Source organism: Microbacterium luteolum, from assembly GCF_039533965.1.
GTDB classification, from domain to species: Bacteria; Actinomycetota; Actinomycetes; order Actinomycetales; family Microbacteriaceae; genus Microbacterium; species Microbacterium luteolum.
This window is the reverse complement of the sequence record NZ_BAAAUN010000001.1, coordinates 1,968,550-1,991,133: the sequence shown is the minus strand read 5'-3', so window position 1 is coordinate 1,991,133 and position 22,584 is coordinate 1,968,550. Positions and strand designations below refer to the sequence as shown.

General features: G+C 68.2%; 20 protein-coding genes. 7 read left to right on the top strand and 13 right to left on the bottom strand.

Annotated elements, in window-relative coordinates:
* Positions 1-7 precede the first annotated feature (7 nt).
* Positions 8-271 carry a glutaredoxin domain-containing protein gene (locus ABD648_RS09570; RefSeq protein WP_116634166.1) on the bottom strand — a complete coding sequence of 88 codons (264 nt, stop codon included), beginning with the start codon at positions 269-271 and terminating at the stop codon, positions 8-10.
* 89 nt (positions 272-360) lie between these two features.
* Between ABD648_RS09570 and ABD648_RS09565 the strand changes: the two genes are divergently transcribed.
* A complete protein-coding gene (locus ABD648_RS09565) occupies positions 361-753 on the top strand; it encodes an SIP domain-containing protein (RefSeq protein ID WP_282214727.1) in 393 nt (130 codons plus the stop codon).
* A 1-nt stretch (position 754) separates the two neighbouring features.
* On the opposite strand, the gene ABD648_RS09560 is transcribed toward ABD648_RS09565, so the two are convergent.
* On the bottom strand, positions 755-1,210 hold the full coding sequence (locus tag ABD648_RS09560) for an FAD synthase family protein (protein ID WP_282214726.1): 456 nt from the start codon (positions 1,208-1,210) through the stop codon (positions 755-757).
* Between the two features lie 118 nt (positions 1,211-1,328).
* On the opposite strand from ABD648_RS09560, the gene ABD648_RS09555 reads away from it, so the two are divergent.
* Positions 1,329-2,543, top strand: a complete 1,215-nt coding sequence (locus ABD648_RS09555; RefSeq protein WP_282214725.1) for a glycosyltransferase — start codon at positions 1,329-1,331, stop codon at positions 2,541-2,543.
* Here the strand turns inward: ABD648_RS09555 and ABD648_RS09550 are convergent.
* The 5 genes from ABD648_RS09550 to ABD648_RS09530 form a co-directional block, all read right to left on the bottom strand.
* The gene (locus tag ABD648_RS09550; RefSeq protein ID WP_282214724.1) at positions 2,540-4,012 is read right to left on the bottom strand and encodes a glycoside hydrolase family 16 protein; all 1,473 of its coding nucleotides are present in this window, start codon (positions 4,010-4,012) and stop codon (positions 2,540-2,542) included. The genes ABD648_RS09555 and ABD648_RS09550 overlap by 4 nt on opposite strands.
* 117 nt (positions 4,013-4,129) lie before the next feature.
* Entirely contained in the window at positions 4,130-4,642 is a 513-nt protein-coding gene (locus ABD648_RS09545; RefSeq protein WP_282214723.1) for a serine acetyltransferase, read from the bottom strand.
* Positions 4,639-5,541 (bottom strand): glycosyltransferase family 2 protein, encoded by a 903-nt coding sequence (locus ABD648_RS09540; protein ID WP_282214722.1) that lies wholly within the window; start codon positions 5,539-5,541, stop codon positions 4,639-4,641. The genes ABD648_RS09545 and ABD648_RS09540 overlap by 4 nt, the downstream gene beginning before the upstream one ends.
* Positions 5,542-6,450, bottom strand: coding sequence for a glycosyltransferase family 2 protein (locus tag ABD648_RS09535; RefSeq protein WP_425561703.1), 909 nt, complete (start codon positions 6,448-6,450; stop codon positions 5,542-5,544).
* Between the two features lie 60 nt (positions 6,451-6,510).
* Entirely contained in the window at positions 6,511-7,818 is a 1,308-nt protein-coding gene (locus ABD648_RS09530) for an O-antigen ligase family protein (RefSeq protein WP_282214720.1), read from the bottom strand.
* Positions 7,819-7,932: 114 nt separating this feature from the next.
* On the opposite strand from ABD648_RS09530, the gene ABD648_RS09525 reads away from it, so the two are divergent.
* On the top strand, positions 7,933-9,489 hold the full coding sequence (locus ABD648_RS09525) for a Wzz/FepE/Etk N-terminal domain-containing protein (protein ID WP_282214719.1): 1,557 nt from the start codon (positions 7,933-7,935) through the stop codon (positions 9,487-9,489).
* A 48-nt stretch (positions 9,490-9,537) separates the two neighbouring features.
* Here the strand turns inward: ABD648_RS09525 and ABD648_RS09520 are convergent, their stop codons facing one another.
* From ABD648_RS09520 to ABD648_RS09495, 6 genes are all read right to left on the bottom strand, one after another.
* Complete coding sequence (locus tag ABD648_RS09520; protein WP_425561702.1) at positions 9,538-10,263, bottom strand: CDP-alcohol phosphatidyltransferase family protein; 726 nt, start codon at positions 10,261-10,263, stop codon at positions 9,538-9,540.
* Positions 10,260-13,697 carry a fibrinogen-like YCDxxxxGGGW domain-containing protein gene (locus ABD648_RS09515; protein WP_282214717.1) on the bottom strand — a complete coding sequence of 1,146 codons (3,438 nt, stop codon included), beginning with the start codon at positions 13,695-13,697 and terminating at the stop codon, positions 10,260-10,262. Before ABD648_RS09515 ends, ABD648_RS09520 begins: the two co-directional genes overlap by 4 nt.
* A 29-nt stretch (positions 13,698-13,726) precedes the next feature.
* A complete protein-coding gene (locus ABD648_RS09510; RefSeq protein ID WP_282214716.1) occupies positions 13,727-14,290 on the bottom strand; it encodes a hypothetical protein in 564 nt (187 codons plus the stop codon).
* A 199-nt stretch (positions 14,291-14,489) separates the two neighbouring features.
* Positions 14,490-15,983 (bottom strand): oligosaccharide flippase family protein, encoded by a 1,494-nt coding sequence (locus ABD648_RS09505; RefSeq protein WP_282214715.1) that lies wholly within the window; start codon positions 15,981-15,983, stop codon positions 14,490-14,492.
* Positions 15,980-16,741 (bottom strand): WecB/TagA/CpsF family glycosyltransferase, encoded by a 762-nt coding sequence (locus tag ABD648_RS09500; protein WP_282214714.1) that lies wholly within the window; start codon positions 16,739-16,741, stop codon positions 15,980-15,982. The genes ABD648_RS09505 and ABD648_RS09500 overlap by 4 nt, the downstream gene beginning before the upstream one ends.
* A gap of 4 nt (positions 16,742-16,745) precedes the next feature.
* On the bottom strand, positions 16,746-18,278 hold the full coding sequence (locus ABD648_RS09495; RefSeq protein WP_282214713.1) for a sugar transferase: 1,533 nt from the start codon (positions 18,276-18,278) through the stop codon (positions 16,746-16,748).
* A gap of 336 nt (positions 18,279-18,614) precedes the next feature.
* Here ABD648_RS09495 and ABD648_RS09490 point away from each other — a divergent pair, with 336 nt between their 5' ends.
* The 4 genes from ABD648_RS09490 (at position 18,615) to ABD648_RS09475 (ending at position 22,572) form a co-directional block, all read left to right on the top strand.
* Positions 18,615-19,763, top strand: coding sequence for a low temperature requirement protein A (locus ABD648_RS09490; RefSeq protein WP_425561728.1), 1,149 nt, complete (start codon positions 18,615-18,617; stop codon positions 19,761-19,763).
* A gap of 90 nt (positions 19,764-19,853) precedes the next feature.
* Entirely contained in the window at positions 19,854-20,825 is a 972-nt protein-coding gene (locus ABD648_RS09485) for an intradiol ring-cleavage dioxygenase (RefSeq protein WP_282214711.1), read from the top strand.
* A 205-nt stretch (positions 20,826-21,030) separates the two neighbouring features.
* Positions 21,031-21,318, top strand: coding sequence for a hypothetical protein (locus ABD648_RS09480; RefSeq protein WP_282214710.1), 288 nt, complete (start codon positions 21,031-21,033; stop codon positions 21,316-21,318).
* A gap of 138 nt (positions 21,319-21,456) precedes the next feature.
* On the top strand, positions 21,457-22,572 hold the full coding sequence (locus tag ABD648_RS09475; protein ID WP_425561727.1) for a fatty acid desaturase family protein: 1,116 nt from the start codon (positions 21,457-21,459) through the stop codon (positions 22,570-22,572).
* Positions 22,573-22,584: the final 12 nt, after the last annotated feature.

The following is a 22,584-nucleotide window of genomic DNA, read 5'->3' as shown; positions in this document are numbered from 1 at the left end:
CGAGCGGTCAGATCAGTGCGAGTTCGCGCAGCTTCGACTCGACGTCGGCGTTCGACGGCTCGACGTGGTGCGAGGAGTCGGGGTACAGCACGACGGGGATGTTCATGCGCCCGGAGATCTCCTTGGCGACGTCTGCCGCCGAGGGGTCGGCCTCGAGGTCGACGTAGGTGTAGGCGACGCCCAGTTCATCGAGCTGCTTCTTGGTGCGGCGGCAGTCGCTGCACCATTCGGCGCCGAACATCGTGAGGGTGTCAGAAGCGGGAGAAGTCATGCATCCAGCCTACGACCGCCCGGCTGGGTGGGCTCCGGGTGCGACGCGCTCGCTTGCCAGGTAAGGCTATCCTTACCTATACTTCTGGCATGAGCAGCGCCTGCGAGCACCTGGACGATCCCGACTGGGAGAACATCGACGGAGCCGTGCTCATCGCCGGCGATGCGGCGGATGCCGCCGCCATCGCTCGGGTCGCGGCCCGACTGCCCTGGGACGCGACGGGCGTCATCATCCTGGAGGCCGCCGCCCGCATCCAGTTCCGCCACATCGACGTGCCCGATGGCGTGTCCGTGCGGTGGCTCGTGCGCGGTGACGGACTCAGGGCGCACACCAAGGGTGAGCGACTGGCGAGCGCCGTGCACGCGTGGTGCGTCGAGTGGACATGCACGGAGCCGCCGGCGCAGTGGACCGTCTGGCTCGGCCCGCACACTCCGCCGCACGTCGCCCGGATGGCGCGGAGCCTGCTGGGCGTCGCGAACTGAGTCAGCGCGACATCGCCGCGGCCGGCACGTTCGCGCCCGCCGTGATCGCGTCGAGCGCACGTCGGAGCGAAGAGCTCGAGGTGTGGGCGGTGTATGGGAAGTACACGACCTCCACTCCGACCTCGGCGAACTCCCGCTCGAGGCGCAGGCCCTTCTCGGTGCCGCGCCAGTCGTCGCCCTTGAAGAAGTGCGTGAACTGCACGTCCCGCCAGGAGTCCATCTTCGACGGCGTGGTCTCGACGTAGACGTCGTCGACGAACGAGATGTGCTTGACGATCTCCGCACGTTCCGCCGTCGGGATGACGGGCTCGATGCCCTTCACCTCGCGCAGCATCTCATCGCTCACGACGCCGGCGATCAGAATGTCGCACTGCTGCTTGGCGTGACGAAGAAGGTTGAGATGCCCGACGTGAAACAGGTCGAAAGCACCAACGGCATAGCCGATACGCGTCCCCATGATCTCCCCAGATCAGTAATTCCCCAGTAAGCGGATCCCCATCCGCTTGACGACTCCCACAGCCGCCGTGGTGAGTCTAGCAGAACCGGTTTCCCGACCCATAGGAACCCGTGAAACGATGGAGCCCGCACATCGGGTGGAGATGGGGGAGCACGTGGGGGCAGCGGTCACGGTCATCGTGCCGACGTTCAATGAACGCGACAACGTCGCGGAGCTCGTCGCGCGCACCGCCGAAGCGCTCGCCGGACGCGACGCCGAGATCCTGTTCGTCGACGACAGCACCGACGACACGGCGGCAGAGATCGCCAGGGTCGCGGCGGATGCGCCGATCCCCGTACGGGTGATCCACCGTGAGGAGAACAGCGGCGGCCTCGGCGGAGCGGTCGTGGTCGGGCTCTTGGCCGCGGCATCCGACGTCTGCATCGTGATGGATGGGGACCTGCAGCATCCGCCGGAGCTGCTCCCGGTCCTCCTCGATCGATATGCGGAAGGTGACGCCGACGTCGTCGCCGCGTCCCGCTACATCGGCGGCGGAGACACCAGCGGACTCGGCACCGCCGTGCGGTTCGGCGTCTCGCGCAGCGCGACCTGGCTGACGCGGGCGATGTTCCCGATCAGGCTGGCGCGCAGCACCGACCCGATGACGGGGTTCTTCCTCGTCGACCGGAGCCGGCTCGACCTTCCCTCCCTCCGGCCCCGGGGGTTCAAGATCCTGCTGGAGATCCTCGCGCGCACCGATCTGCGCATCGCGGAGATGCCCATGGAGTTCGCCGAGCGGCGCCACGGCAGCTCCAAGGCCAGCCTGCGCCAGGGGGCGACGTTCCTCGCCCACCTCGCGCGGCTGCGCTTCGGCAAGATGTCGCTGTTCGCCCTGATCGGCGCGATCGGCGCCGTGGCGAACCTCGCGATCATGTGGGCTCTGACAGCGGCGGGCGTCCCCTACATCTGGGCGGCGATCATCGGGGCCGAGGTGACGATCATCGGCAACTTCCTCCTGCAGGAGCGGTTCGTGTTCGCCGACATGCGCACGGACGCCCGTGCACTCGGCATCCGCTTCGCCAGCTCGTTCGCGTTCAACAACGTCGAAGCCGCGCTGCGGATACCCGTGATGGCTCTCATGGTGGAGAGCTGGCATATCTCGAGCGTGCTGGCGACGGCGCTCTCGCTGATCGTGGCCTTCTTCGCGCGGTTCCTCTTCCACTCGCTCGTCGTCTACGCACCGCAGCGACGCCGAAAGACCGACGCGGCGGCATCCGAGCCGAAGCCGGATACCGCCGCGCAGCGCGTGATACGCGCGATCGACGCCGAAGCGATGAGGCCCGGCGAACTCTAGGGAGCAGTCACGCCGAGGTCGGACCACGGTGCCATGACGGCGCTCGGTGCCCGCTTGGAGAGGTAGCCGAGGAGGAGCACCTCGTCGCCGGCGGGCTTCGCTCCGCCGGCGGTCAGCTGCCAGTCCGGCTCTTCCGCGCCGGCCACCCACGACTTGGCGGAAACCGTGCCGTCCTTGACGCTGATCGCGACCTGGACGTCGTCACCGGGGGCGTAGCTGCCACGCTTGGCGACGGTCACGTCCTCGAGGACGGTGGTCCTGTTGCCGGTCACGCTGGCCAGGGTCAACCGGATGCTGCCGGAGGCCTTGAGCGTGACCGTGGCGCGGTAGCCGCTGCGTCCGTCATCGGAGGACGCGACCTGCAGCGAGTGGTACATCACACCGGTCCCGATGTTCTTCGGCACGGTGAACGCGACTTGCGCTTCCGATCCGTCCGCTGCGCCGGCGTCGTAGTCGTGGCGCACCTCCTTGCCCGGCCAGAGCGCGAACGTGCCGGCCTCGACCGGGTTCTCGACGACGGGCGGCTCCACCACCGGCGGTTCGACGATCGGCGGTTCGACGACCGGCGGGACCACGACGGGCGGGACCACGACGGGCGGTTCGACGACGGGCGGGTCCACGACAGGAGGATCGACGACAGGAGGCTGTTCGCCCGGCTCTGCCATGCGCCAGATCTTCAGGCTCTGCAGGTTGATCGCGCCGCCCTGCCAACCGCCGATGGGAAGACCGATGCCGCACAGGAGATCGAGCGGCGGGCAGCCGATCTGCAGGGTCACGCGGGGGTACCAGGTGGCCCCGGGGCGCTCGAAGATCGCGTTCCAGTCGAAACCGGGACGGACGTCTTCCGGGCCGGCATCGAGCATGACGTGACCGTCGACGCTGATGACGATGCGGTTGGGCGTCTTCTCCATCACGTAGGTGTGCACGCCGGTCGGGTCCGAGTTCGGCAGGTTCTCCCACCGGACGGAGCCCTGGAGGCTGCGGTGCGTGGATCCGTACTCGTTGTGGATGGTGGCCGCCGGGCGAGCGTCGTCGCCGAAGACCTCCATCAGGTCGATCTCGCCGTGTGCGCTGTCCAGCGGACGGAGCCACATGAGAGCGGGCCACAGGCCGGGACCGTAGGGGACCGACCCCACGACCTCGACCCGCGAGTAGTTCGGGATCTTGATGTCGAGGCCCTTGGCGTCACCAGAGGTGTAGGCCGCGGAGGAGCGCTTCTCCTCCGCACCTCGAACGGTCAGTCCGTCGCCGCCGAACGAGACGTTGCTCGGGATGTCGTACGAGGAGGTGTTCGACGACTGGCCGGTCTCGAGAGTCCAGCGACTCGAGTCCGACAGGTCGACGTCTTCCTGGAAAGTCCATCCGGGAAGGTCCTCGTCAGCGGCGAGAGCAGGTGCTCCGCTGAGGAGGGAGAAGGTGAGAATCGCGGCGCCGAGCGCAGCAAGAGACGTTCTTCGAGAGGTTGGCATGATTCGGGAGACTCATTCCGTCGGAACCCCCTCCGCGGAAAATAACGCTTTCATCACAGCACGTTCAGGTATCGAGGTCAAATCGCATGACGCGATCCGATGCGCGTTCGACCCGTGTCAGGTGCGGATCTCGCTCGCCGGGGAGGCGACGATCGCGCCGGGAGGGACGTCCCGGAAGACGACCGCGTTCGGCCCGATCCGCGCGCCGGTGCCGACGGTCACCGAACCGATGATGACGGCTCCCACACCGATCTCGACGTCGTCCTCGATCGTCGGGCAGTCGTCCGGGAGCTTCCTGTTCCCCAGTGTGACTCCCTGGCGGATCATGACGTTCGCGCCGATTCTGCTGGCCGGATTCACCACGATTCCGACGCCGTGGCGAAGGCGGAGTCCAGGGCCCACCTCGGTGCTCGCGGGCAGTTCGATCCCCATGAACCCCTCGGTGACGAGCTTGTACGATCCGCCGACCACGAGGAAGACGATTCGAGCGAGGGGGCCTCGTTCAGCGCGCCACCGGTGGGCGCTGCGGAACCAGCGAAGAATAAATTTACTCTTCGGGTAGGAGGCGTTCGCCCGACGATCAGCCGCCCACGCGGCACGGTACTGCTGGCGAGGAGTCAGCGCGGTCATCGCGTCGCCACCGTCGCGTCTTTGACCCGTGCAGCGAGCCAGGCCCGCCGTTCCGCGAGCTTGCGGCGCAGGGCGCGCTGCGCCGAAGGCCGATGTCCGTCGAGGGCGCGCCGGAACAGGGCGGAGAAGCGGTCCACCTCGGCGAGCTTCTCCTTCGCGCTCAAGGACTCATCGATGGAGAGGGAGGTGATGCGGGTGGCGGGGGCGCCGAGAAGACGCTCGGCGAGAGTCGAGTACGACTCCGCGATCTCCGCGTTCTCCCACGACGAGCGTCGCCATTTCTCGGATGCCGTCACCTGCCCCGGGTGCACGCGATAGGCGAGCCCCGGGAGTGCGAGCCGTCGGATCCGGGCTCCTCGCTCGGCCATTCGGAGCCAGAGGTCGTAGTCCTCGGTGGGCAGTCGGCGGTAGCCCCCGGCGTCGACGACGGCTGAGCGCCGGGCGACGAGAGTGGAGTGGGCGACCGGGTTCGTCAGCAGCAGGTGCAGGCCGAAGTCCTCGGCATCGATCCCCGTGGGCCGTGGCACACCGGGCAGGCCGGAGCCCCACGTCACGACCGTGGTGAAGACGGCGTCGGCGCCGTCATCGAGCGCCCTGAGCTGCCGACGGAATCGGCCGGGCAGGACGAGATCATCGGCGTCCATGCGAGCGACGACCTCGCTGTCCGTCGCGTCGAGCAGGTCGGTGAGAGTTGCGGCGACCCCGCGGTTCGGGCGGGAGAGCACACGGATCCGGGCGTCGCCGGTCTTCCGGGCCGCCTCGGCGGTGCCGTCCGTGCTGCCGTCGTCGAGGACGACGATCTCGGCGTCGCGGGGCAGCGCCCTCGCCGTCGAACGCAGGGCGGAGGCGATAGTGCCGGCGGCGTTGTAGGCCGGGACGATCACCGAGAGGCGGGGCATCTACATGCCCCGTCCGCGCTTGTTGAGCGCGGAGACGACCCGCTCTCCTGAGACGACTCCCATGCCGACGAGCATCGCCAGGTACGCGCGCGGCTGGCGGGCATCGTGACCGATCGCACGCCGCGCCCAGGAGCGCGCCTTCGGACGATCGCCCAGGGCGCCGTGCGCGAAGGCGATCTGGCCCTCGATGCGGGCCTGGCCCTCGCCGCTCCGGGTGAACTCGGGGTGCTTGGCGAGCAGGTAGCTCAGGCCGTCGGCGATCCCCTGCCACTTCTCGCTGAAGTAGGAGGTGCGATCCCAGTGGATGATCGTGAGTGCTTCGGGGACCGCCCGCACGCGACCGACCTTGGCGGCGCGCAGGAGCAGGTCGTAGTCCTCGCCGTACGAGGCCGGAAGCTCCTCGTCGACCAGTCCCAGAGCGCCCTTCAGCACCTCGGCGCGGATGACGAACGACGACGGGTGCAGCTCGGTGATGCGCGAACGCAGCAGGTCCTCGAGATCCACGGATGCCGGAGAGAGGCGCTCGTGCGTGCCGCCGGCCGAGTGGATCTCGATACCGGTGGCAGCGAGCACAACATCGGAGTCCTGGAAGAGCGGCAGCTGCGCGCTGAGCTTGCCCGGCTTCCACTCGTCGTCATCGTCGCAGAAGGCGATGAGGGGCGCGCTCGCCTCCAGAATGCCAGTATTCCGGGCGCCGGCGAGGCCGGGCGTTCGCGCATTGTTGACGGCACGCAGCGTGTGCGGACCGCGGTCGAGGTCCGTCAGCTCGTCGATCTCGGTGCCGTCGTAGACGAGCACCACCTCGATCGGGTGGACGTGCTCCTGTGCGAAGACGGAAGCCACAGCGCGACGAAGCAGCTGCGGACGGTCTCGCGTCGCCATGACGACGCTAACGATCGGTTGCACCATTGACTCCCCAAAGTCTTGGTCGATGTCACGCGCTCCCCTTCTGGCGTGACCCGGTACATCCTAGCGGTTCGACGGGGGTGGCGACAATGACGTTCTCGACGCCCGCGACGCCCGGAGCTCCCTCATGGCGAGCGCGGCCACCGGGAAGGTGAGGATCAGTCCGTTGGGCAGCACGCCGTAGAAGAACACCTCGACGAGGATCACGAGCTGCACGGTGTGCAGCACCAGCATCGCGGTGCTGCGGCCGCGGATGGTGGCGAAGTACATCCAGACCAGGGCGCCGACGAAGCAGATCAGCGCGGGGAAGCCATGCGAGAACATCACCATCCACAGGTGCCCCTGCGTCCCGGCGGAGGGAGCTCCGTCCGTGAAGGACGGGCGGGGCGCCCCGTATCCGAAGAGCGGTGACTGCAGCGTGCGGACGAATGTCTCCTCGTAGAGGTTCGCTCGATCCTCCGTCGACGAGCTCGTCTCGACGCGGTCGGTGAGCTTGCTGCCGACGTCGAGGGCGATCGCGGCCACCGCCGCCACCACGCCGATGACCGTGAGCAGGAGCACCTGTCGGAGTCGGCCGGCCATCGCGAAGCGGAGGAAGAGGTAGGCGGCGGCCACCGCGAGGCCGATGAACATGCCGCGGTTGAGGGTGAGGAAGGCCGGGATGAGCGACAGCGGGATGGCCAGGAGCAGCAGCCAGAAGGTCTTGCCCCGGCGGATGAGAGTCATGTACGCGACCACCATCGGGAGGGTCACGGAGTAGACGTTGCCCCAGCCGTTCGTATAGAGGAACGGCGCGGAGGGTCGCGGATCGAGCGCGAGCCAGCTGTCGGGGTTGAACTGCGTCAGCCGTCGAACGACCATCTCGCTGATGAGCTCGTTCGCCTGGAGACCCTGCGGCAGGATGTACGACAGCGGTGTGCGGAAGGCGAACTCGGGTGCCGCGACGCCCGCGAAACCGCCGAGTACGGCCCACAGCCAGAAGAGCGTCATCAGCCCGAGCACGTAGCGCAGGGTGAGCGTCTCCTTCGCGTTGTACACATAGACGAAGACGACGGTGATGGTCGCGTAGAGCAGCGCCCGGTAGACGAACCCGATGAGGCGGCCCGACGTGTCGATGCCGATGACCGATGCGCCCATGAGGACCATGAAAAGCAGCCAGATCGCGAATCCGCGGGGGACCTGGATGGCACCGCGCCTGACCATGAGCACGACCATGCATCCGGCCAGCGGGATCCAGGCCATCTCGGCGACCCCGAGGGCCCACCAGAGAGGGAACAGCGCGAGCATCGCCGTGAACGGCCACCGGGGCAGGGCGGCGCGGGCGACAGTCGACGGGGGCGTCGCACCGACGACGGCGAGATCCGTACGCACGCGTCCTCCGTTATCACTCAGGCTCCGCCCCTAGGATAGGCCCACGGACAAGAAGAGGGCTGGGAGCCCGTGGGGTCGGCACAGGCGCGCTCGCAGTCGAGGGGAAGATCGTTGATGGACGAGGATCAGGGAAGCACGGCGACGCTCGGATTCGAGCAGTACGTTTTCGTGCTCAAGCGACAGTGGCGGGTGATCCTCGCCGCGACGGTGCTCGGGGGCATCGCGGCAGCGGGATACCTCGTGGTCGCGCAGCAGACGGTCACAGCCACCACCACGATCAACCTCAATGTGATCACGACCGAGCCGTTCAGCGCGCAGAAGGCCGCGTCCGGTCTGCTCGACGATGCGACCGAGACGGCCATCGCCCGATCGCACGTCGTCGCGTCGCGGGCGTCGGACCTGCTCGACGGTGCGATGAAGGCGAGTGAGATCCGCGCCGCGTCCACGGTGACGACCTCGTCCGGCGCTGCCGTCGTGACGGTCGACTTCGACGCGGACAACGCCGCCGAGGCGATCAAGGGCGCGGATGCCGTCGCCTCCGCCTACCTCTCCTTCCGCAGCGATCAGGCCGATGAGCGCATCGATGTCATGGTCACGAGCCTCACCGAGCGCATCGACGCGCTCAACACGACTCTCGGCGAGGCCAACCAGGCGCTCGTCAGCGCCGATGTGACCAGCGCCGCCTATGCGCAGGCGACGACGCAGCGTCAGCAGATCCTCACCGAGCTCGACGGACTGCTCTCGCAGCGCAACGGGCTGCAGAGCGTCGACACGACCGGCGGCATCGTCCTCTCGGCCGCCGAGGACAACGAGCTCGGCTTCGCCCCTGGGCGCACGGTGACGCTGCTCACGGGCATAGCCGCAGGACTCGTCCTCGGGCTCATCGCGGCGTTCATCTGGAATCCGTTCGATCGCCGGCTGCGCAACGCCAGGGAGATGTCACGGGCTCTCCGCGCCCCGGTGTTCGCGACGGTCGATGCGCGGCGTGAAGACGTGCCGGCGCGCGGTGCCGCGGCGGATTCGCTGCGCGTCACCCGCGAGCGTCTTCTCGTCGACATCTATCTGGGAACGACGGTCCTGGTCATCGACGCGACGCACCGCACGGAGACATCGCCCACCGCCGTCAACCTCGCCGTCGTGACCGCGCAGGCAGGACACGAGGTGCAGGTCATCGTCCCGGAGGGAACGGACGAGTTCCGGGAGCACCTCCGCGCCGCGCTCGCGCTGGACGACGAGGACGCCGGCACGGCGACCTCGTCGACGATCCCCTCCCTGCGCGTGTTCTCGGCGACCGACGAGGGCGACGAGTACCAGGGAGACCTGCTTCTCACCGAACAGACGTACGCGGCGATCGAGAACGCCGGCAGCGACGAGATCACGTTCCTCGTGCTCTCGTCCGGCGCGCATCCCGCCAGCATCCTCGCCGGTCTTCGCGTCGCGCAGTCCGTCGTGGTGGTCACCCGCGAGCGGGACACGACGACCGCCGAGATCCGCTGGATCAGGGAAGAGGCCGACGGGATCGACACGCGGATCCTCGGCGCGATCGCGGAGCGCGGTCTGCCGCGCGCGCAGCGCAAGGAATCGGGCATCTCCTGGCCGTTCCCGGCACGCAGCGAGCGTACGGCGACCCTGCGCCATGAGGCGCGCAATCCGGTGGCAGCGGACTCCTGAGCGAGGCCGGCGCGCGGGTCGTCCGATGGACGAGACCCGCGCGCCGTGTCAGCGAGCGACGAGCTTGCGGTACTTGCGTCGCATCGACGCGGCCGTGTGCACGAGGTTGATCGCGAACAGGAGCGTGTAGACGACGGCGAATGCCGGCGGGAACATCCAGAACGCGAAGCTCCAGCACAGCACGCCGGTATCCGTCGGCAGCAGGAAGAGCGACTTGCGAACGCCGTTGCTCTCGCCGGTCTCGCCGCCGGAGTTCCGGACGAGCTGCTCGGCCAGGATCTGACTCATGAACTGGCCGACGCTCATCACGGTGAAGAGCAGCGCGATGACGGCGACCCAGACGAGCTCGGGGCGGTGCAGGATGACGGCGACGGCCACCGTGAGGTGGATCGCCGGCGTGCGGATCGCATCGACCACATGGTCGAGCCACTCGCCCGCCGGGCTGGATGTCCCCGTGAGGCGGGCGACCTGGCCGTCGGCCGAGTCGAAGACATAGCCCAGGGCGAGGAGCGCAGCCGTCAGCAGAGCCGACCACCAGGTCGGACCGACGACGATCATCAGCGCGAGCCCGGCGGCCGAGAGGATCGCGCTGATCGTTGTCACCGCGTTCGGGGTTAGTCCCAGTGCCGACGACGCGGCAGCGATCCCACGAGCCAGCCGACGGTTCACCCAGCGCGTGTACGCGGGCACCCCCGCGCCGCTCTTCTGGGCGCGGTTGAGATCTGCGAGGTACTCGCGGAAACCGGGTCGACTCTGTGAGGTCACTCCCGTCATGATGCCACGGCGGACAGCTCGAAACTATGGCTCGGAGTCGAGCGGTAGTTCGAGTGCACCTCGACGGCGATCACATTCGCACCCGCCACGAAGGCCGCGGCCGGGACATCGAACACGAAGGGCGTGCTGACGGCTGCGGAAGCCGACACCGCGGCGTTCGCGTAGGTGCTCTGCGTCACGGCGCCCTCGTTCAGGTTCTTCCGTGCGACCTCGACCCCGTTGACGTAGACCACGACGCCGTCATCCGCACGCGTCGTCACGGTCAACTTGGTGAAGTCGACCGATGAGAGCGTGATCGGCTGTCGGTAGTAGCTCGTGATCGGACGCGGGCTCAGCGTGGTGTCGAGCGGAGTCGCGAGCTCGGTGTGACCCCAGCCGAATGCGCCGGTGCCGGACGTCCAGGTCGAGGCGTCGAAGTCGGTCGCCGCCCAGTTCGCGGGCGTCGCATCGTTCGAGAACAGGTACGACCAGGCCGATCCTGCCGCCACGACCGTCGTGTCGACGGGCTCGGGTTCCGGCTCCGGCTCGGGCTCCGGTTCCGGCTCGGCCGGCGGTGCCGGCGGAGCCGGCTGCGTGCCGATCGTCGCCACGGCCTCGAGCTCGAAGCTGTGGCTCGGCGTCGTCCGGTAGTTCGAGTGGACCGAGGCCGAGATCACGTTGGTGCCCGTGGTGAACAGGTTGCCCGGCACGGTGATCGTCACCGGGTTCGCCAGGGCAGCGGCAGCGCCGACCGCAGCGTTCGCGTAGGTACCGACTCCCGCTGCTCCGGCGTCGACGTTCTTGCGCAGAACCTCGGTGCCGTTGACGTAGAGCACGATGCCGTCATCGGCTCGCGTGGTGATCTTCACCGATTCCACCACCGCGGCGTTGGCCACCTGGAATGCCTGCCGGTAGAACGAGGCGAGAGGCTTCGGTGCGGCGCTGGTCAGCGTCGTGCCGAGGGTCGTCTGGCCCCATCCGAGCGGAGCGGCACCGGTCTGCCAGGCCGAGCTGTCGTATCCGGTGGTCGTCCAGGCGCCCGTCGGTCCCGCCGCGTTGTAGAGGTAGGACCAGTTCGATCCTGCTGCGACGAGCGTGGCCGTGGTCGGCTGCGCCGGAGGCGCGACTGCCGTGACCCCTGCCGTCGACGCGGAGGCGTTGCCCCGTGCGTCGATGGCGCGGACGAAGTAGAGCGTGTCGGCCGGTGCTGCGGGGAGGGTCGCTGTCGTGCCCGTCACCGTGGCGACGACTCGATCCTTGCGGAGCACCTGGTATGCCGTGACGCCGCGGTTGTCGGTCGAGGCCCCCCAAGTGAGGGCTACGCCGTCGGTCTTCGTGTTCACGACGAGGTTCGTCGGCGTCGTGGGCGCGACCGTGTCGCGCTGCGCGTGGCGGACGAAGCCTCCCGACCACTGCCGGTTGTACCCGGCCTGCGTGGAGTAGGTCCAGTCGCCGCCCTGCCACAGCGTGCCGGTCGAGTCGACGAACAGCGCCCAGGCGCCGGCACCGCGGTTGGTGTCGAAGTCGCCGTTGAAGCTCGGGATGCGAGCGCCCGTCGAGGCACTCCACGCGCCGGAGCCGTAGACGGCATCCGCGGCGGTCCAGGCCGTGCCGACCGGGTTCCAGGTCGTCGATCCGTCGTACTGCGTCTCGAAGCAGTGGCATCCGCCGTAGACGGCGTTGCCGTCGGTGGCGATCGCCTGGAAGTCGCCGCCGGCGTTTCCGACCGACGAGCTCTGCAGCGTGAGGCCGTCACGGGAGTAGCTGAACAGCGAATGCTCGGATCCTCCCAGCCAGACGCGGTTGCCGACCTCGAGGACCGCCTGCTGGTAGCCGGTCCGGCCGCTGTTGCGGTTCGAGAAGACGACCGCCCACGGGAACAGGTCGGTGTTCGCCGTCGACATCGCCGCGGCCTTGTCGGCCGGGCGGGACTTCGACATCGTGAAGAAGCCGGCGAAGTACGCGCGGTCACCCTGTGCGGATGCATCCACGCTCATGACCGTGCCGTTGAACTCCGGGTTCCACGTGCCGTCGGGCGTGCCGTTGGTCACGTTGAAGCGCACGGCGCCGCGCGTGTAGCTCTGCACGCTGGAGGTTCCGCCCGTGGAGTGCGTGAAGACGCCGGCCGCGTACAGCCATCCGCCCTGCACGTCGAGCGTCCGCACGACGGGAACGCCGCCGCTGAGCGCGTTGATCAGTCGCCCCGTGAATGCGGTGTCGATCGCACCCGTTGTCGCGTTGAGGACCACGAGGCCCGCAGCGTTCTGGCCGTTCACCTGGGTGAAGAACCCGCCGACCGCGACGCGGTTGCCGGGAAGCGGCGCGAGCGCCTTGACCTGGTTGTTGAAGGTCGGACGGAAGGTCGGGATGAACTCGGCAGTATCGCGCTGGAAAGCGGCGAGGTAGGCCTGCGACTGCGCGCTGCCCCCGCCCGCCGTCTTCTGCACGGTGGTGAAGTTGCCTCCGACGAAGACCGTGCTGCCGACCTCGGTGAATGCCGAGACCTCGTTGCTGCCCTCCGTCGAGGCGGCGCCTGCGCCGAGACCGGCGACACCCCAGTTCTGCGTCTGGGCGAAGCTGTCGACGACCGCCTGGTTCGTGATCGCTGCGGAGCCGGATGCCGGGATGCTCTCGAACGAAGCCGTCGAGAGCTGCGGACGGATGAAGACCTGCGTGAACGGACGGGCGGAGCCGGTGTTCGTGTCCTTCGACCAGAGGTAGCTCGAGCTCGCGGGGTTGCCGCGGATGTTGGGGCCGAAGCCGAAGCCCATCGCGTAGCCCTCGGCGGAGCCGGTGATCGTGCGCACGCGGATGTAGTTGTTGTCGTTGCCGAAGTTGGCGGTGTTGCCGCCGCTGCGGGTGACACCGTTCACCTTGTACTGATTGACGCGCTGTTCGTTGTTGAACATCCACGTCCACTTGTCGCGCGGGCTCGAGAAGGTGAAGGTCAGATCCTGCCACGTCGTGCCGGCCGTGTTCGTGGCGCGCACGAGGCGGACGCCGTCGGCGAGGTTCTTGATCGGCTGGTTGTTGGCCAGCTGATCGATCAGTTCACCGGGCAGCTGGCGGGGCTTGAAGGCCGCTTCGCCGGTCACGTCGGTCCGCACCTGCTCGGGAGAGCCCGAGCCGTTGGTCGATGTCGCCCATGCCTCGCGTCCGCGTCCGACGAGCACCCAGCCGCCGCCGTTGGAGGTCTGGTCGCAGTAGAACTGGTCGGCAGCGACCATGGCCTGCGTCTTGAGCCAGTAGACCCCGTTCTGCGACTGCGGGTTGCGCTGCTTGATCTCCCAGCACGACGCGGCGGCCGTGATCTCGGTCAGGCCATCGGCCGTCGGGAGCGTGGGTTCTGCCGCCGTGGCGGCCGACACCGGAGTGAACAGCGCTGCGATCGTGAGGGCAGCGGTCGCAGCGGCGACCGCGATGCGGCCGGAGCGACGTGAGGTGGAGCGAGTCATTGCAGGGCGCCTTTCGTCAGCAGCCGTGTTCAGCATGTCGGGTCGTTGGGGAAGCTGTGGGCGGAGATCCGCCAGATGTCGTCAGTTCCCTGGATGAGAGTGAAGAGGTGGAGGGCGCGGGGCGTCTTCGCCGAGTCGTCGCCGATCGGAGCGCCGTTCGCGTCGAGCATCGTCACTGCGGACGAGTCGACGCAGGCGGTGATCTCCGCCGTCGGAGGTTCGGCATCGGCGGAGAGGCTCGTGACCTCGGTCGACACCAGCGTGGGCGAGCCGTCGATGCTCCAGCCCTGCGAGATGAGTTCCTGCCACTGCGCCTCGACCTCGGCCGCATAGGCGTCGACCGCGACGTCCTTCAGCACGGCGGCCAGATCAGCCGACGTACCGGCGGTGCCGATCGGCGCGGCCAGCGCGGTCTGGATGGTGAGCTGCGCCTCGTCGGCGTCGATCTCACCTGCGACCGTCGGCGGCGCAGCCGGAGCGGGCGTCGCCGTGACGCTCGGCGTCGGCGAAGGCCCTGATCCGTTCGTGGCCTGGTCGTCCCGGTTCGCCGTCAGCGCGAACGCGCTGACGGTACCGACGACGGCGAGTACCACTGCCGCGATCGCTATCCACAATGCCGTGCTGCGTTTTTTCGCAGCAGGCGTCCCCAAAACGTCGTTAGACATCCCCTGTTTTCCCCAGATTCTGATTTGCTCGTCCCACCGAGCGGCTTCTCATACGAAGAGACGAGAAGATTCCCCAGGCGGCATTCTAGCATGCCTGTCGAATCCTGCACCAGCCCCCAGTTCTGATCTATCGAGCGCCCGGGAGTCGCAGCTGATCCAGGTGGAGACGTCGGCGATCGAACCGGCACCACGCGAGGAACAGGGCGGCGCCGACGACGACCGTGGCGATGAGCCCGAGCCATGTCGCGCCGAAGAGCAGCCGGAAGGCCGCCGCGGGGACCCCGATCGTGACGATGGCGACGATGAGCGGGTAGATCCCGGCGAGCGGTGACACCCGCAGACCGAGGACGAAGCGCACCTGCAGCGAGGCGAGCACCGCGTCGAGCGCGCAGGCGACCGCCCAGGCGACGGCTGCGCCGGTGATGCCCCAGAGGGGCACGAGGAGGTAGATGAGACCGACGTTGACGGCGACGGCGACGGCCTTGTTCAGCGCGGCCAATCCGCTGCGGCCGCTCATCAGCAGGACGGAATGGATGTTGCCCGCGAGGAAGGTCACGATCGAACCGACGGACATCACGATGAGGACGCTCTGGCCGTCGGCGAAGGACTCTCCGAGCAGCGACAGCGCGACCGGCGCGAAGACGGCCAGGAGGATGTAGACCGGGGTGCTGAACAGCACCAGCCACACGGTGGCGGTCCGGTAGACGGATTCGAGCTCGCCCGTGTCCTTGCGGTGCAGCATCCGGCTGAACATCGGCGAGACCACCACGCGGAGCGCGGTGTCGACGATCATGCCGGCGGCGACGAAGCGACTCGCCGAGCCGTACACGCCCGCGGCGGCGGGGCCGGCGATCGCGCCGACGATGATCACCGCCAGCCAGATCAGCAGCTGCTCGAGCGCCGAGGAGACGACGCGGGGGAGCGCGTACTGGAGCGTGCGCTTCGGCACGTCCGACCGCAGGAAGCCCGGTTCGCTCGTTCGTCCCTGTCGTCGGAGCTGCACCAGCATCACCGCGACCGCGGCGACGGCAGCGGGGAGCAGGGGCAGCGCCCAGGCGAAGGATGCGGCGACGGCTCCGGCCCCGAGACCGACCGCGACGGCGATGGCGATCGGGCGGAGAGTCGGGAGCGCCACGTTGCCGACCAGGACGTAGGCGTCGACCTTGCCGAGCGCCCGGGTCGCCGAAAGCGCGGTGAGCATGACGGAGGCGACCGGCAGGAACCAGACGATCGTCCGGAGCGCGGCCGCGACATCGTCTCCCGGACTCTGCGCCTCTGCGATCAGGATGCCGACGAAGAGGACGGCGGAGCAGACGAGCCCCACGACCGCGGACATGATCAGGAGGAACGCACCGGTCGGCCGCAGCAGCTGCCGCTGGTCTTCCAGCTGACGCGGAAGGATCCAGATCGCCGCGGAGTCCATGCCGAAGCGCGCGACGCCCAGAGCGATCGTGAAGATGCCGACGGCCTGCAGCACGATGCCGGATCCGGCATCGCCGAGCAGCCGGCCGAGGATCACGATCAGCACCAGCCCCATGACGGCGCTCACGGCCGATCCGGCGAAGCTCAGCGCGCCGCCACGGGCGAGCTCGCCGCGCGGCGAGCTCGCGGCGGTGCTCATGCCTTCGACCCGCGCAGTCTCTGCGTCGCGACCGCGGCCATGAAAGACGGATTGCCCAGAAGGTACCGCTTGGCGAGTCGACGCGGCTCGATGATCAGGCGCCACAGCCATTCCAGGCCCCCGCGGATCATCCACGCGGGCGCGCGCTTGTTCGATCCGCTGAGCCAGTCGAAGAGACCGCCGCAGGTGAGCACCGCGGGTGGCAGGCGATCGCGGTGAGCGTCGATCCAGAGCTGCTGTGCCGGGTCGCCCATTCCGACGAACAGGATGCCGGTGCCGTGCGACCGCATGTCGTCGAGGACGCCGTCGATCCCCTCGGCGGCCACGTAGCCATGATGCGTGCGCAGTCGCAGCTCGGGGATCTTCTCCCGGAGGATCGTCGCAGCGCGCTCCGCCACGCCCTCCGCAGCGCCGAAGAAGTAGACCGGGATACCGGCATCCGCCGCGGCACGCAGCACGGGTTCGGCGATGTCGGTGGTCGCGAGGCGCCCGGGGAGGTGCCCGCCGAGCAGCCTCGCGGCCCAGACCACGGACTGGCCGTCGGCGTAGGTCGAGCCGTCGGTCACGAGGCGCCGGAAGTGCGGATCCTTGCGAGCCAGGTTGCACACGTGCGCGTTCACGCCGATCGCCACGTCGACCCCGTCGCTCGTCGCCATCTCGAGCACATGGTCGACGAGCGAGGCCTCGGTGAACGAGTCGACGCGGACGCCGGCGATGTCGACGGACTCAGCGACGGGGGCCGTGTTCCCTTGACTCATCCGTTCAGTATGCACCGCTCGGCTGCACCATCGCCTTGGCGGTGCGCCACATGATCTGCAGGTCGTTCATGACGGACCAGTTCTCGACGTACCGGAGGTCGAGGCGCACGCTCTCGTCCCACGAGAGGTCGCTCCGGCCGGACACCTGCCACAGACCCGTGATGCCGGGCTTGATGTACAGGCGGCGGAAGATGGTGCCGTCGTAGGCCGTGACCTCGCTCGGAAGCGGCGGACGCGGGCCCACGACGCTCATGTCGCCGATGAGGACGTTCCAGAACTGCGGCAGCTCGTCGAGCGACAGCTTGCGCAGGATCTTCCCGACGCGGGTGACCCGGGGGTCGTCCTTCATCTTGAAGAGCAGACCTGCGCCCTCGTTGGCGGCCTTGAGGGCCGCGAGCTGCTGTTCGGCGTCGGTCTTCATCGAGCGGAACTTGACGATCCGGAACGTGCGGCCGTCGCGGCCCACCCGCTCCTGGAAGAAGAAGACGGGTCCGGGAGAGTCGAGCTTGATGAGCGCGGCCAGGACCGGCGCCAACAGTCCGATCGGGATCAGCGCGACCGTGGCGACGGCGATGTCGAGCGCGCGCTTGAGCACGTGCACTCCGCCTTCGTAGGTCGGGATCTTGACCTGGATGAGCGGCAGGCCCTCGACGGGCGCGAACGAGATCCGCGGACCCGCGACATCGGTGAGACGGCTGGACAGCACGAGCTCGGCAGCGGTCCCCTCCAGCTGCCAGCTCAGCTGCTTCACGAACTCCGGCTCGCCCTCGGGGCGGCTGGCCACGATGATCGTGTCGGCGCCCAGCTCGGCGGCGACCGTCGACACGGTGTTCACGTTCCCCAGAACTGGGAACACCGCGCCGTCGATCTCCACCTCGCGGGCGTTGCCGTCGAGGAGCGTCGCGCCGACCACCTGGTAGCCCGACGCGCCGATCGGGTGCAGCGTGCGCACCACGTACTCGACGTCATCCCTGTTACCCACGACGAGCGTGCGGGAGGCGAACCGCCCGTGCGTCCGCTGGGTCTGGAGCCAGTGGCGCCACAACCACCTGGTCACCAGAAGTGTCAACACACCGACGGGCAGCCCCAGCAGCAGCGTCAGTTGCATCGACTTCCATGCGAGCAGCACCGCCACGATGGCGATGATCCCGAAGGCGAGCCCGCTGGCGTGGACCACGCCGCGGTACTCGGTGGCACTCGCACGGAACAGCGCGGCGTCCCGCGTGTGCAGAGCACTGAGCATGAGGTACCAGAGCGCGGCGAGGGGGATGCCGTCTCGAAGGACCTCGAACCCGGTGATGCCGACGCTCAGCTGGACCGTCGCGGTCAGAACGACGGCGAACAGGATGACGGCCGCATCCGTGATCCGCAGTCGCATCCGGTAGCGACGCTCCCACTGGCGGCGTCTTTCCAGAGTCGCCGAAGCACGCGGTGTGACCACCGTGCGCGTCACCGACTTGGTCGCTCTCGGAGCGGCGATCGGCAAGAAGACCGAGCCCGGACGAGAGATGCTCAGAGCATCCTCGACGGAAGTCATGCCGAGGCTCCTTGAGCCGTGAATGTACGCAGAAGTCCCCAGTGCGACATCAGTTATCCCCAGATTTCCCCAGACCATGAACCCCACGTTCACGGCAATCGTCTGCGTCCCGACCCCTCGGGTCCTGCTGAAACTCGGTGATCCCACTCACGGAGTGCATTTCGCCGTCCCACACGGCGGTCGCTAGCAGCAGGCACAGCAGACTTTGATCACTGTAGCGGATGGAGGGCTCGAGCGGAAGATATCTCCGCCGAATGGACGTATCAATTTTTCGGGAGGGACTATTCTGACGCGGTGACCGAGAACTCCACCGCCCCGCGCTTCCGGCTCCGGACGATGCTTCCGCGCGATCCCGGCCAGCCCCATCGCACCGCGAGCACCCTCGAGCTGTTCTTCGACCTCGTCTTCGTGGTCGCCGTCAGCATCGCTTCGGCACAGCTGCACCACGCACTGAGCCACGGCGACTTCCTGCATGGCGTCACCTCCTACGCGATGCTGTTCTTCGCGATCTGGTGGGCGTGGATGAACTTCACCTGGTTCGCGACCTCGTTCGACACCGATGACTGGCTGTACCGCGTCACGACGTTCGTGCAGATGGGCGGCGTCCTGGTGTTCGCGGCAGGCATCCCGCGCGCGTTCAACGAGGGCGACTTCGCGGTCGTGGTGCTCGGCTACGTCGTGATGCGTGTCGCGATGGTCGCGCAGTGGCTGCGCGCCTCCCGATCGGCGGGGCCGCTCCGTGCGGCGACCAGAAGGTACGCCTTCGGGATCGCGGCTGTCCAGGTGCTCTGGATCCTCTTCCTCCTGGTCCCCTCGGGGGCTCTGCAGATCACGGCCTTCGTGATCTTCGCGCTGATCGAGATCAGCGTGCCGGTGTTCGCGGAGTACCGCCGGCAGACGCCCTGGCATCCGCATCACATCACGGAGCGCTACGGCCTGTTCACGCTCATCGTGCTCGGCGAGAGTCTCCTGGCCTCCGCGAACGCGATCATCGACGCCCTCGAGAAGGTCGACACGCTCGGCCCGCTGATCGCGATCTCCGTGCTCACGCTCGTCGTCACGGCATCCGTCTGGTGGATCTACTTCTGGCCGCCCCACCACCGCGCGATCACCTCGTTCCGCAGCTCGCTCCGCTACGGGTACACGCACTACTTCGTCTTCGCCGCGGCCGCCGCCTTCTCCGCCGGCATCGAGGTGGAGCTCGACGTGCTCACGGGGGAGAGCCACCTCTCGAACGTCGCCGCCTCGTTCACGGTCACGATCCCGATCGCCGTCTTCCTCATCGGCATCTGGTGGATCGCCATCCGCGAGAACGCCGACCGCGTCGTGAACACGGTCATCCCCGTCGGCGCTCTCCTCGTGCTGCTCGACCCCGTGCTGCCGATCCCCGTCACGCTCTCCGCGCTGATCCTGGTGATCATCGTCGTCGTGCTGGTCATCCGCCCTCCGGTGCCGCGCGCCGAGACGTTGCGCATGGAGACATAGGAAGCGCATAGCCCAGGCAGAGGATCCTGATCGGTCGCTTGAGGACCATGGTGACGACACACCATCGGTTCACCCGAGAGGAGCCCGACCATGAGCCGTATCCCCGAACCCATCCCGACGCCGGACGGTCCCACCTACGAGGGGCGGCTGCTCGATCGCGCCGATGAGGAGGTCGTCGATCAGGGCGTCGTCTTCGACATCGGCACTCTGCTCAGCCGGCGCGGAGTCCTCGGCCTGGCGGGGCTCGGCCTCGGCGCCGTCGTGCTGGCCGCCTGCGCACCTGCCGCCTCGGGAGGCGCGTCGTCGACACCCACCCCCACGCCGACCTCGACGCCGGATGCCGCCGCGGTCGTGACGGGGGAGATCCCCGACGAGACGGCGGGGCCCTATCCCGGCGACGGCTCCAACGGGCCCGACGTCCTCGAGGACTCCGGCATCGTCCGCCGCGACATCCGTTCATCGATCGACGGCGCGGCGACGGCCGACGGCGTGCCGATCACCATCGTCTTCCAGGTCGTCGATCTGGCGAACGGCGGCGTCCCCTTCGCCGGTGTCGCGGTCTACGCCTGGCACTGCACCGCGCAGGGGGAGTACTCCCTCTACTCCTCGGGCCTCGAGGACGTCACCTATCTGCGCGGCGTACAGGTGGCGGATGCCGACGGCAGGGTGTCGTTCACCTCGATCTTCCCCGGGTGCTACGCGGGCCGATGGCCGCACATCCACTTCGAGGTGTTCCCGGATGCGGCGTCGATCACCGATGCGGCCAACGCGATCGCGACGTCGCAGCTGGCGCTCCCCGAGGCCGCCTGCTCCGCGGTGTACGCGCAGTCCGCGTACGCCGGCTCCGCTCAGAACCTTGCGCAGGTCACGCTGGCGGGGGACAACGTGTTCGGGGACGATGCCGGAGCCTCGCAACTCGCCACCCTCAGCGGCGACGCGACGTCCGGATACACGGCGACCCTGGTCGTCGGCGTCGACACCACCACCGCGCCTGCCGCCGGCGGTGCTCCTGGCGGCGGCGATGGAGGCCCGGGCGGAGGCGGTCAGCCGCCCTCGAGCTGAGGTCGCGGAGGGGCGGTCGGGGGAGGGCGTGGCGAGATCTGCTATGCTGATGATGCAACGTGTGTGCTGTGCCCCTCTCGGCCGCCACGTCGCCACTGATCAGGGCCATCACGGACCACGCACATCGATGCGCGCGGCATCCGCCCTCGATCTCACATCTTGCGGAGCGCCGACGCGTGCCCGCCACACAGCAATGAGCATCACCATGAGCACCACCACCTTCCCCCCATCCGATCCGTTGACCTGGAAGCAGGCCGACGCCGACGTGCACGTCGCGACGCGCAACGGCGAATTCGCCGGATTCGTCGAGTTCGACGGCACCGCGTACCTCGTGCGCGACAACCACGGCACCGAACTCGGCGCCTTCGACTCCCTCGACGACGCCCGCTCCGCCCTGGAGCGCACTCAGCACGCCAGGACCCCGCTCACGCAGGGCCGCGCACTCGTTCTTCCCCGCGCTTTCCGCCGCCGCCCGCGGCGCGTTCGCGCCTGACGATCAGCACACCGGAAGCGGCGCGTCAAGGTCCCGGATGTATTCCCGGAGCCGTATGTGGGTCGGGCTACTGTGAGGTAAGCGTTGGGCACTCGCCTTGGGCTTCCATAGCTCAAGGGCTCCGATCGACAGGAGAAGATCATCTCCATCACACAGGTCGAAAAGACCGCAACGCTGGGACCGGTTCGTCAGACCTACGCCGGCAACGCCGATTTCCCCCCGATGGCGCAGGCCTACAAGCAGGTCTCGCAGGTCGTCAAGGAGACAGGTCTCCTCCGCCGTGCGCAGTGGTTCTACGTCGCTGTCGCCGCCGGTATCGCGGTCGCCCTCGGTGGACTGATCACGGGCTTCATCCTTCTCGGCGACAGCTGGTTCCAGCTGCTCATCGCCGCCGGCCTCGGCATCATCCTCACGCAGATCGCGTTCCTCGGACACGAGGCGGCGCACCGTCAGATCCTGACCACGGGACCCGCGAACTTCAAGCTCGCCCGCATCGTGATCGCCAGCATCGGCATGAGCTACTCGTGGTGGGACTCGAAGCACACCAAGCACCACGGAAACCCGAACCAGGTCGGCAAGGACCCCGACATCGAGGTCGACACGATCTCGTTCCTCGAAGAGGATGCCGCGAAGGCGAAGGGTTTCATCAAGCTGATCACGCGCAAGCAGGGCTGGCTCTTCTTCCCCCTGCTCACCCTCGAGGGACTGAACCTCCACTTCCTCGGCCTGAAGTACCTCATGACGACGAAGAACGTCAAGGGACGCTGGACCGAGCTCAGCATCATCACGCTGCGGTTCGCCCTCATCCTCGTCCCCGTGTTCATGATGCTCCCGCTCGGAATGGCGTTCGCCTTCATGGGTGTGCAGTTCGCCGTCTTCGGCGTCTACATGGGAGCGGCGTTCGCGCCGAACCACAAGGGCATGCCGATCATCGAGCCGGGCGCCCGTCTCGACTTCTTCACCAAGCAGGTGCGCACCTCCCGCAACATCACCGGCGGATGGGCGACCACCTGGCTCATGGGCGGCCTCAACTACCAGGTCGAGCACCACCTGTTCCCGAGCATGCCGCGCCCGTACCTGGCCAAGGCGCGCGAGATCGTCCGCGACTACTGCGCAGCCAACGACGTGCCGTACACCGAGACCAACCTGCTCCGTTCGTACAAGATCGTGATCGACTACCTCAACCGCGTCGGTCTCTCCGCGGGCGCCGACCCGTTCGACTGCCCTGCCGTCGCGCAGTTCGGCCGCGCGTAACCCACGACGGCG

Bases quoted from the DNA above. Each gene is read 5' to 3' on its own strand.
- ABD648_RS09570 (WP_116634166.1), bottom strand. From the start codon at position 271: ATGACTTCTCCCGCTTCTGACACCCTCACGATGTTCGGCGCCGAATGG.
- ABD648_RS09565 (WP_282214727.1), top strand. From the start codon at position 361: ATGAGCAGCGCCTGCGAGCACCTGGACGATCCCGACTGGGAGAACATC.
- ABD648_RS09560 (WP_282214726.1), bottom strand. From the start codon at position 1,210: ATGGGGACGCGTATCGGCTATGCCGTTGGTGCTTTCGACCTGTTTCAC.
- ABD648_RS09555 (WP_282214725.1), top strand. From the start codon at position 1,329: ATGGAGCCCGCACATCGGGTGGAGATGGGGGAGCACGTGGGGGCAGCG.
- ABD648_RS09550 (WP_282214724.1), bottom strand. From the start codon at position 4,012: ATGCCAACCTCTCGAAGAACGTCTCTTGCTGCGCTCGGCGCCGCGATT.
- ABD648_RS09545 (WP_282214723.1), bottom strand. From the start codon at position 4,642: ATGACCGCGCTGACTCCTCGCCAGCAGTACCGTGCCGCGTGGGCGGCT.
- ABD648_RS09540 (WP_282214722.1), bottom strand. From the start codon at position 5,541: ATGCCCCGCCTCTCGGTGATCGTCCCGGCCTACAACGCCGCCGGCACT.
- ABD648_RS09535 (WP_425561703.1), bottom strand. From the start codon at position 6,450: ATGGTGCAACCGATCGTTAGCGTCGTCATGGCGACGCGAGACCGTCCG.
- ABD648_RS09525 (WP_282214719.1), top strand. From the start codon at position 7,933: ATGGACGAGGATCAGGGAAGCACGGCGACGCTCGGATTCGAGCAGTAC.
- ABD648_RS09520 (WP_425561702.1), bottom strand. From the start codon at position 10,263: ATGACGGGAGTGACCTCACAGAGTCGACCCGGTTTCCGCGAGTACCTC.
- ABD648_RS09515 (WP_282214717.1), bottom strand. From the start codon at position 13,697: ATGACTCGCTCCACCTCACGTCGCTCCGGCCGCATCGCGGTCGCCGCT.
- ABD648_RS09505 (WP_282214715.1), bottom strand. From the start codon at position 15,983: ATGAGCACCGCCGCGAGCTCGCCGCGCGGCGAGCTCGCCCGTGGCGGC.
- ABD648_RS09500 (WP_282214714.1), bottom strand. From the start codon at position 16,741: ATGAGTCAAGGGAACACGGCCCCCGTCGCTGAGTCCGTCGACATCGCC.
- ABD648_RS09495 (WP_282214713.1), bottom strand. From the start codon at position 18,278: ATGACTTCCGTCGAGGATGCTCTGAGCATCTCTCGTCCGGGCTCGGTC.
- ABD648_RS09490 (WP_425561728.1), top strand. From the start codon at position 18,615: ATGCTTCCGCGCGATCCCGGCCAGCCCCATCGCACCGCGAGCACCCTC.
- ABD648_RS09485 (WP_282214711.1), top strand. From the start codon at position 19,854: ATGAGCCGTATCCCCGAACCCATCCCGACGCCGGACGGTCCCACCTAC.
- ABD648_RS09480 (WP_282214710.1), top strand. From the start codon at position 21,031: ATGAGCACCACCACCTTCCCCCCATCCGATCCGTTGACCTGGAAGCAG.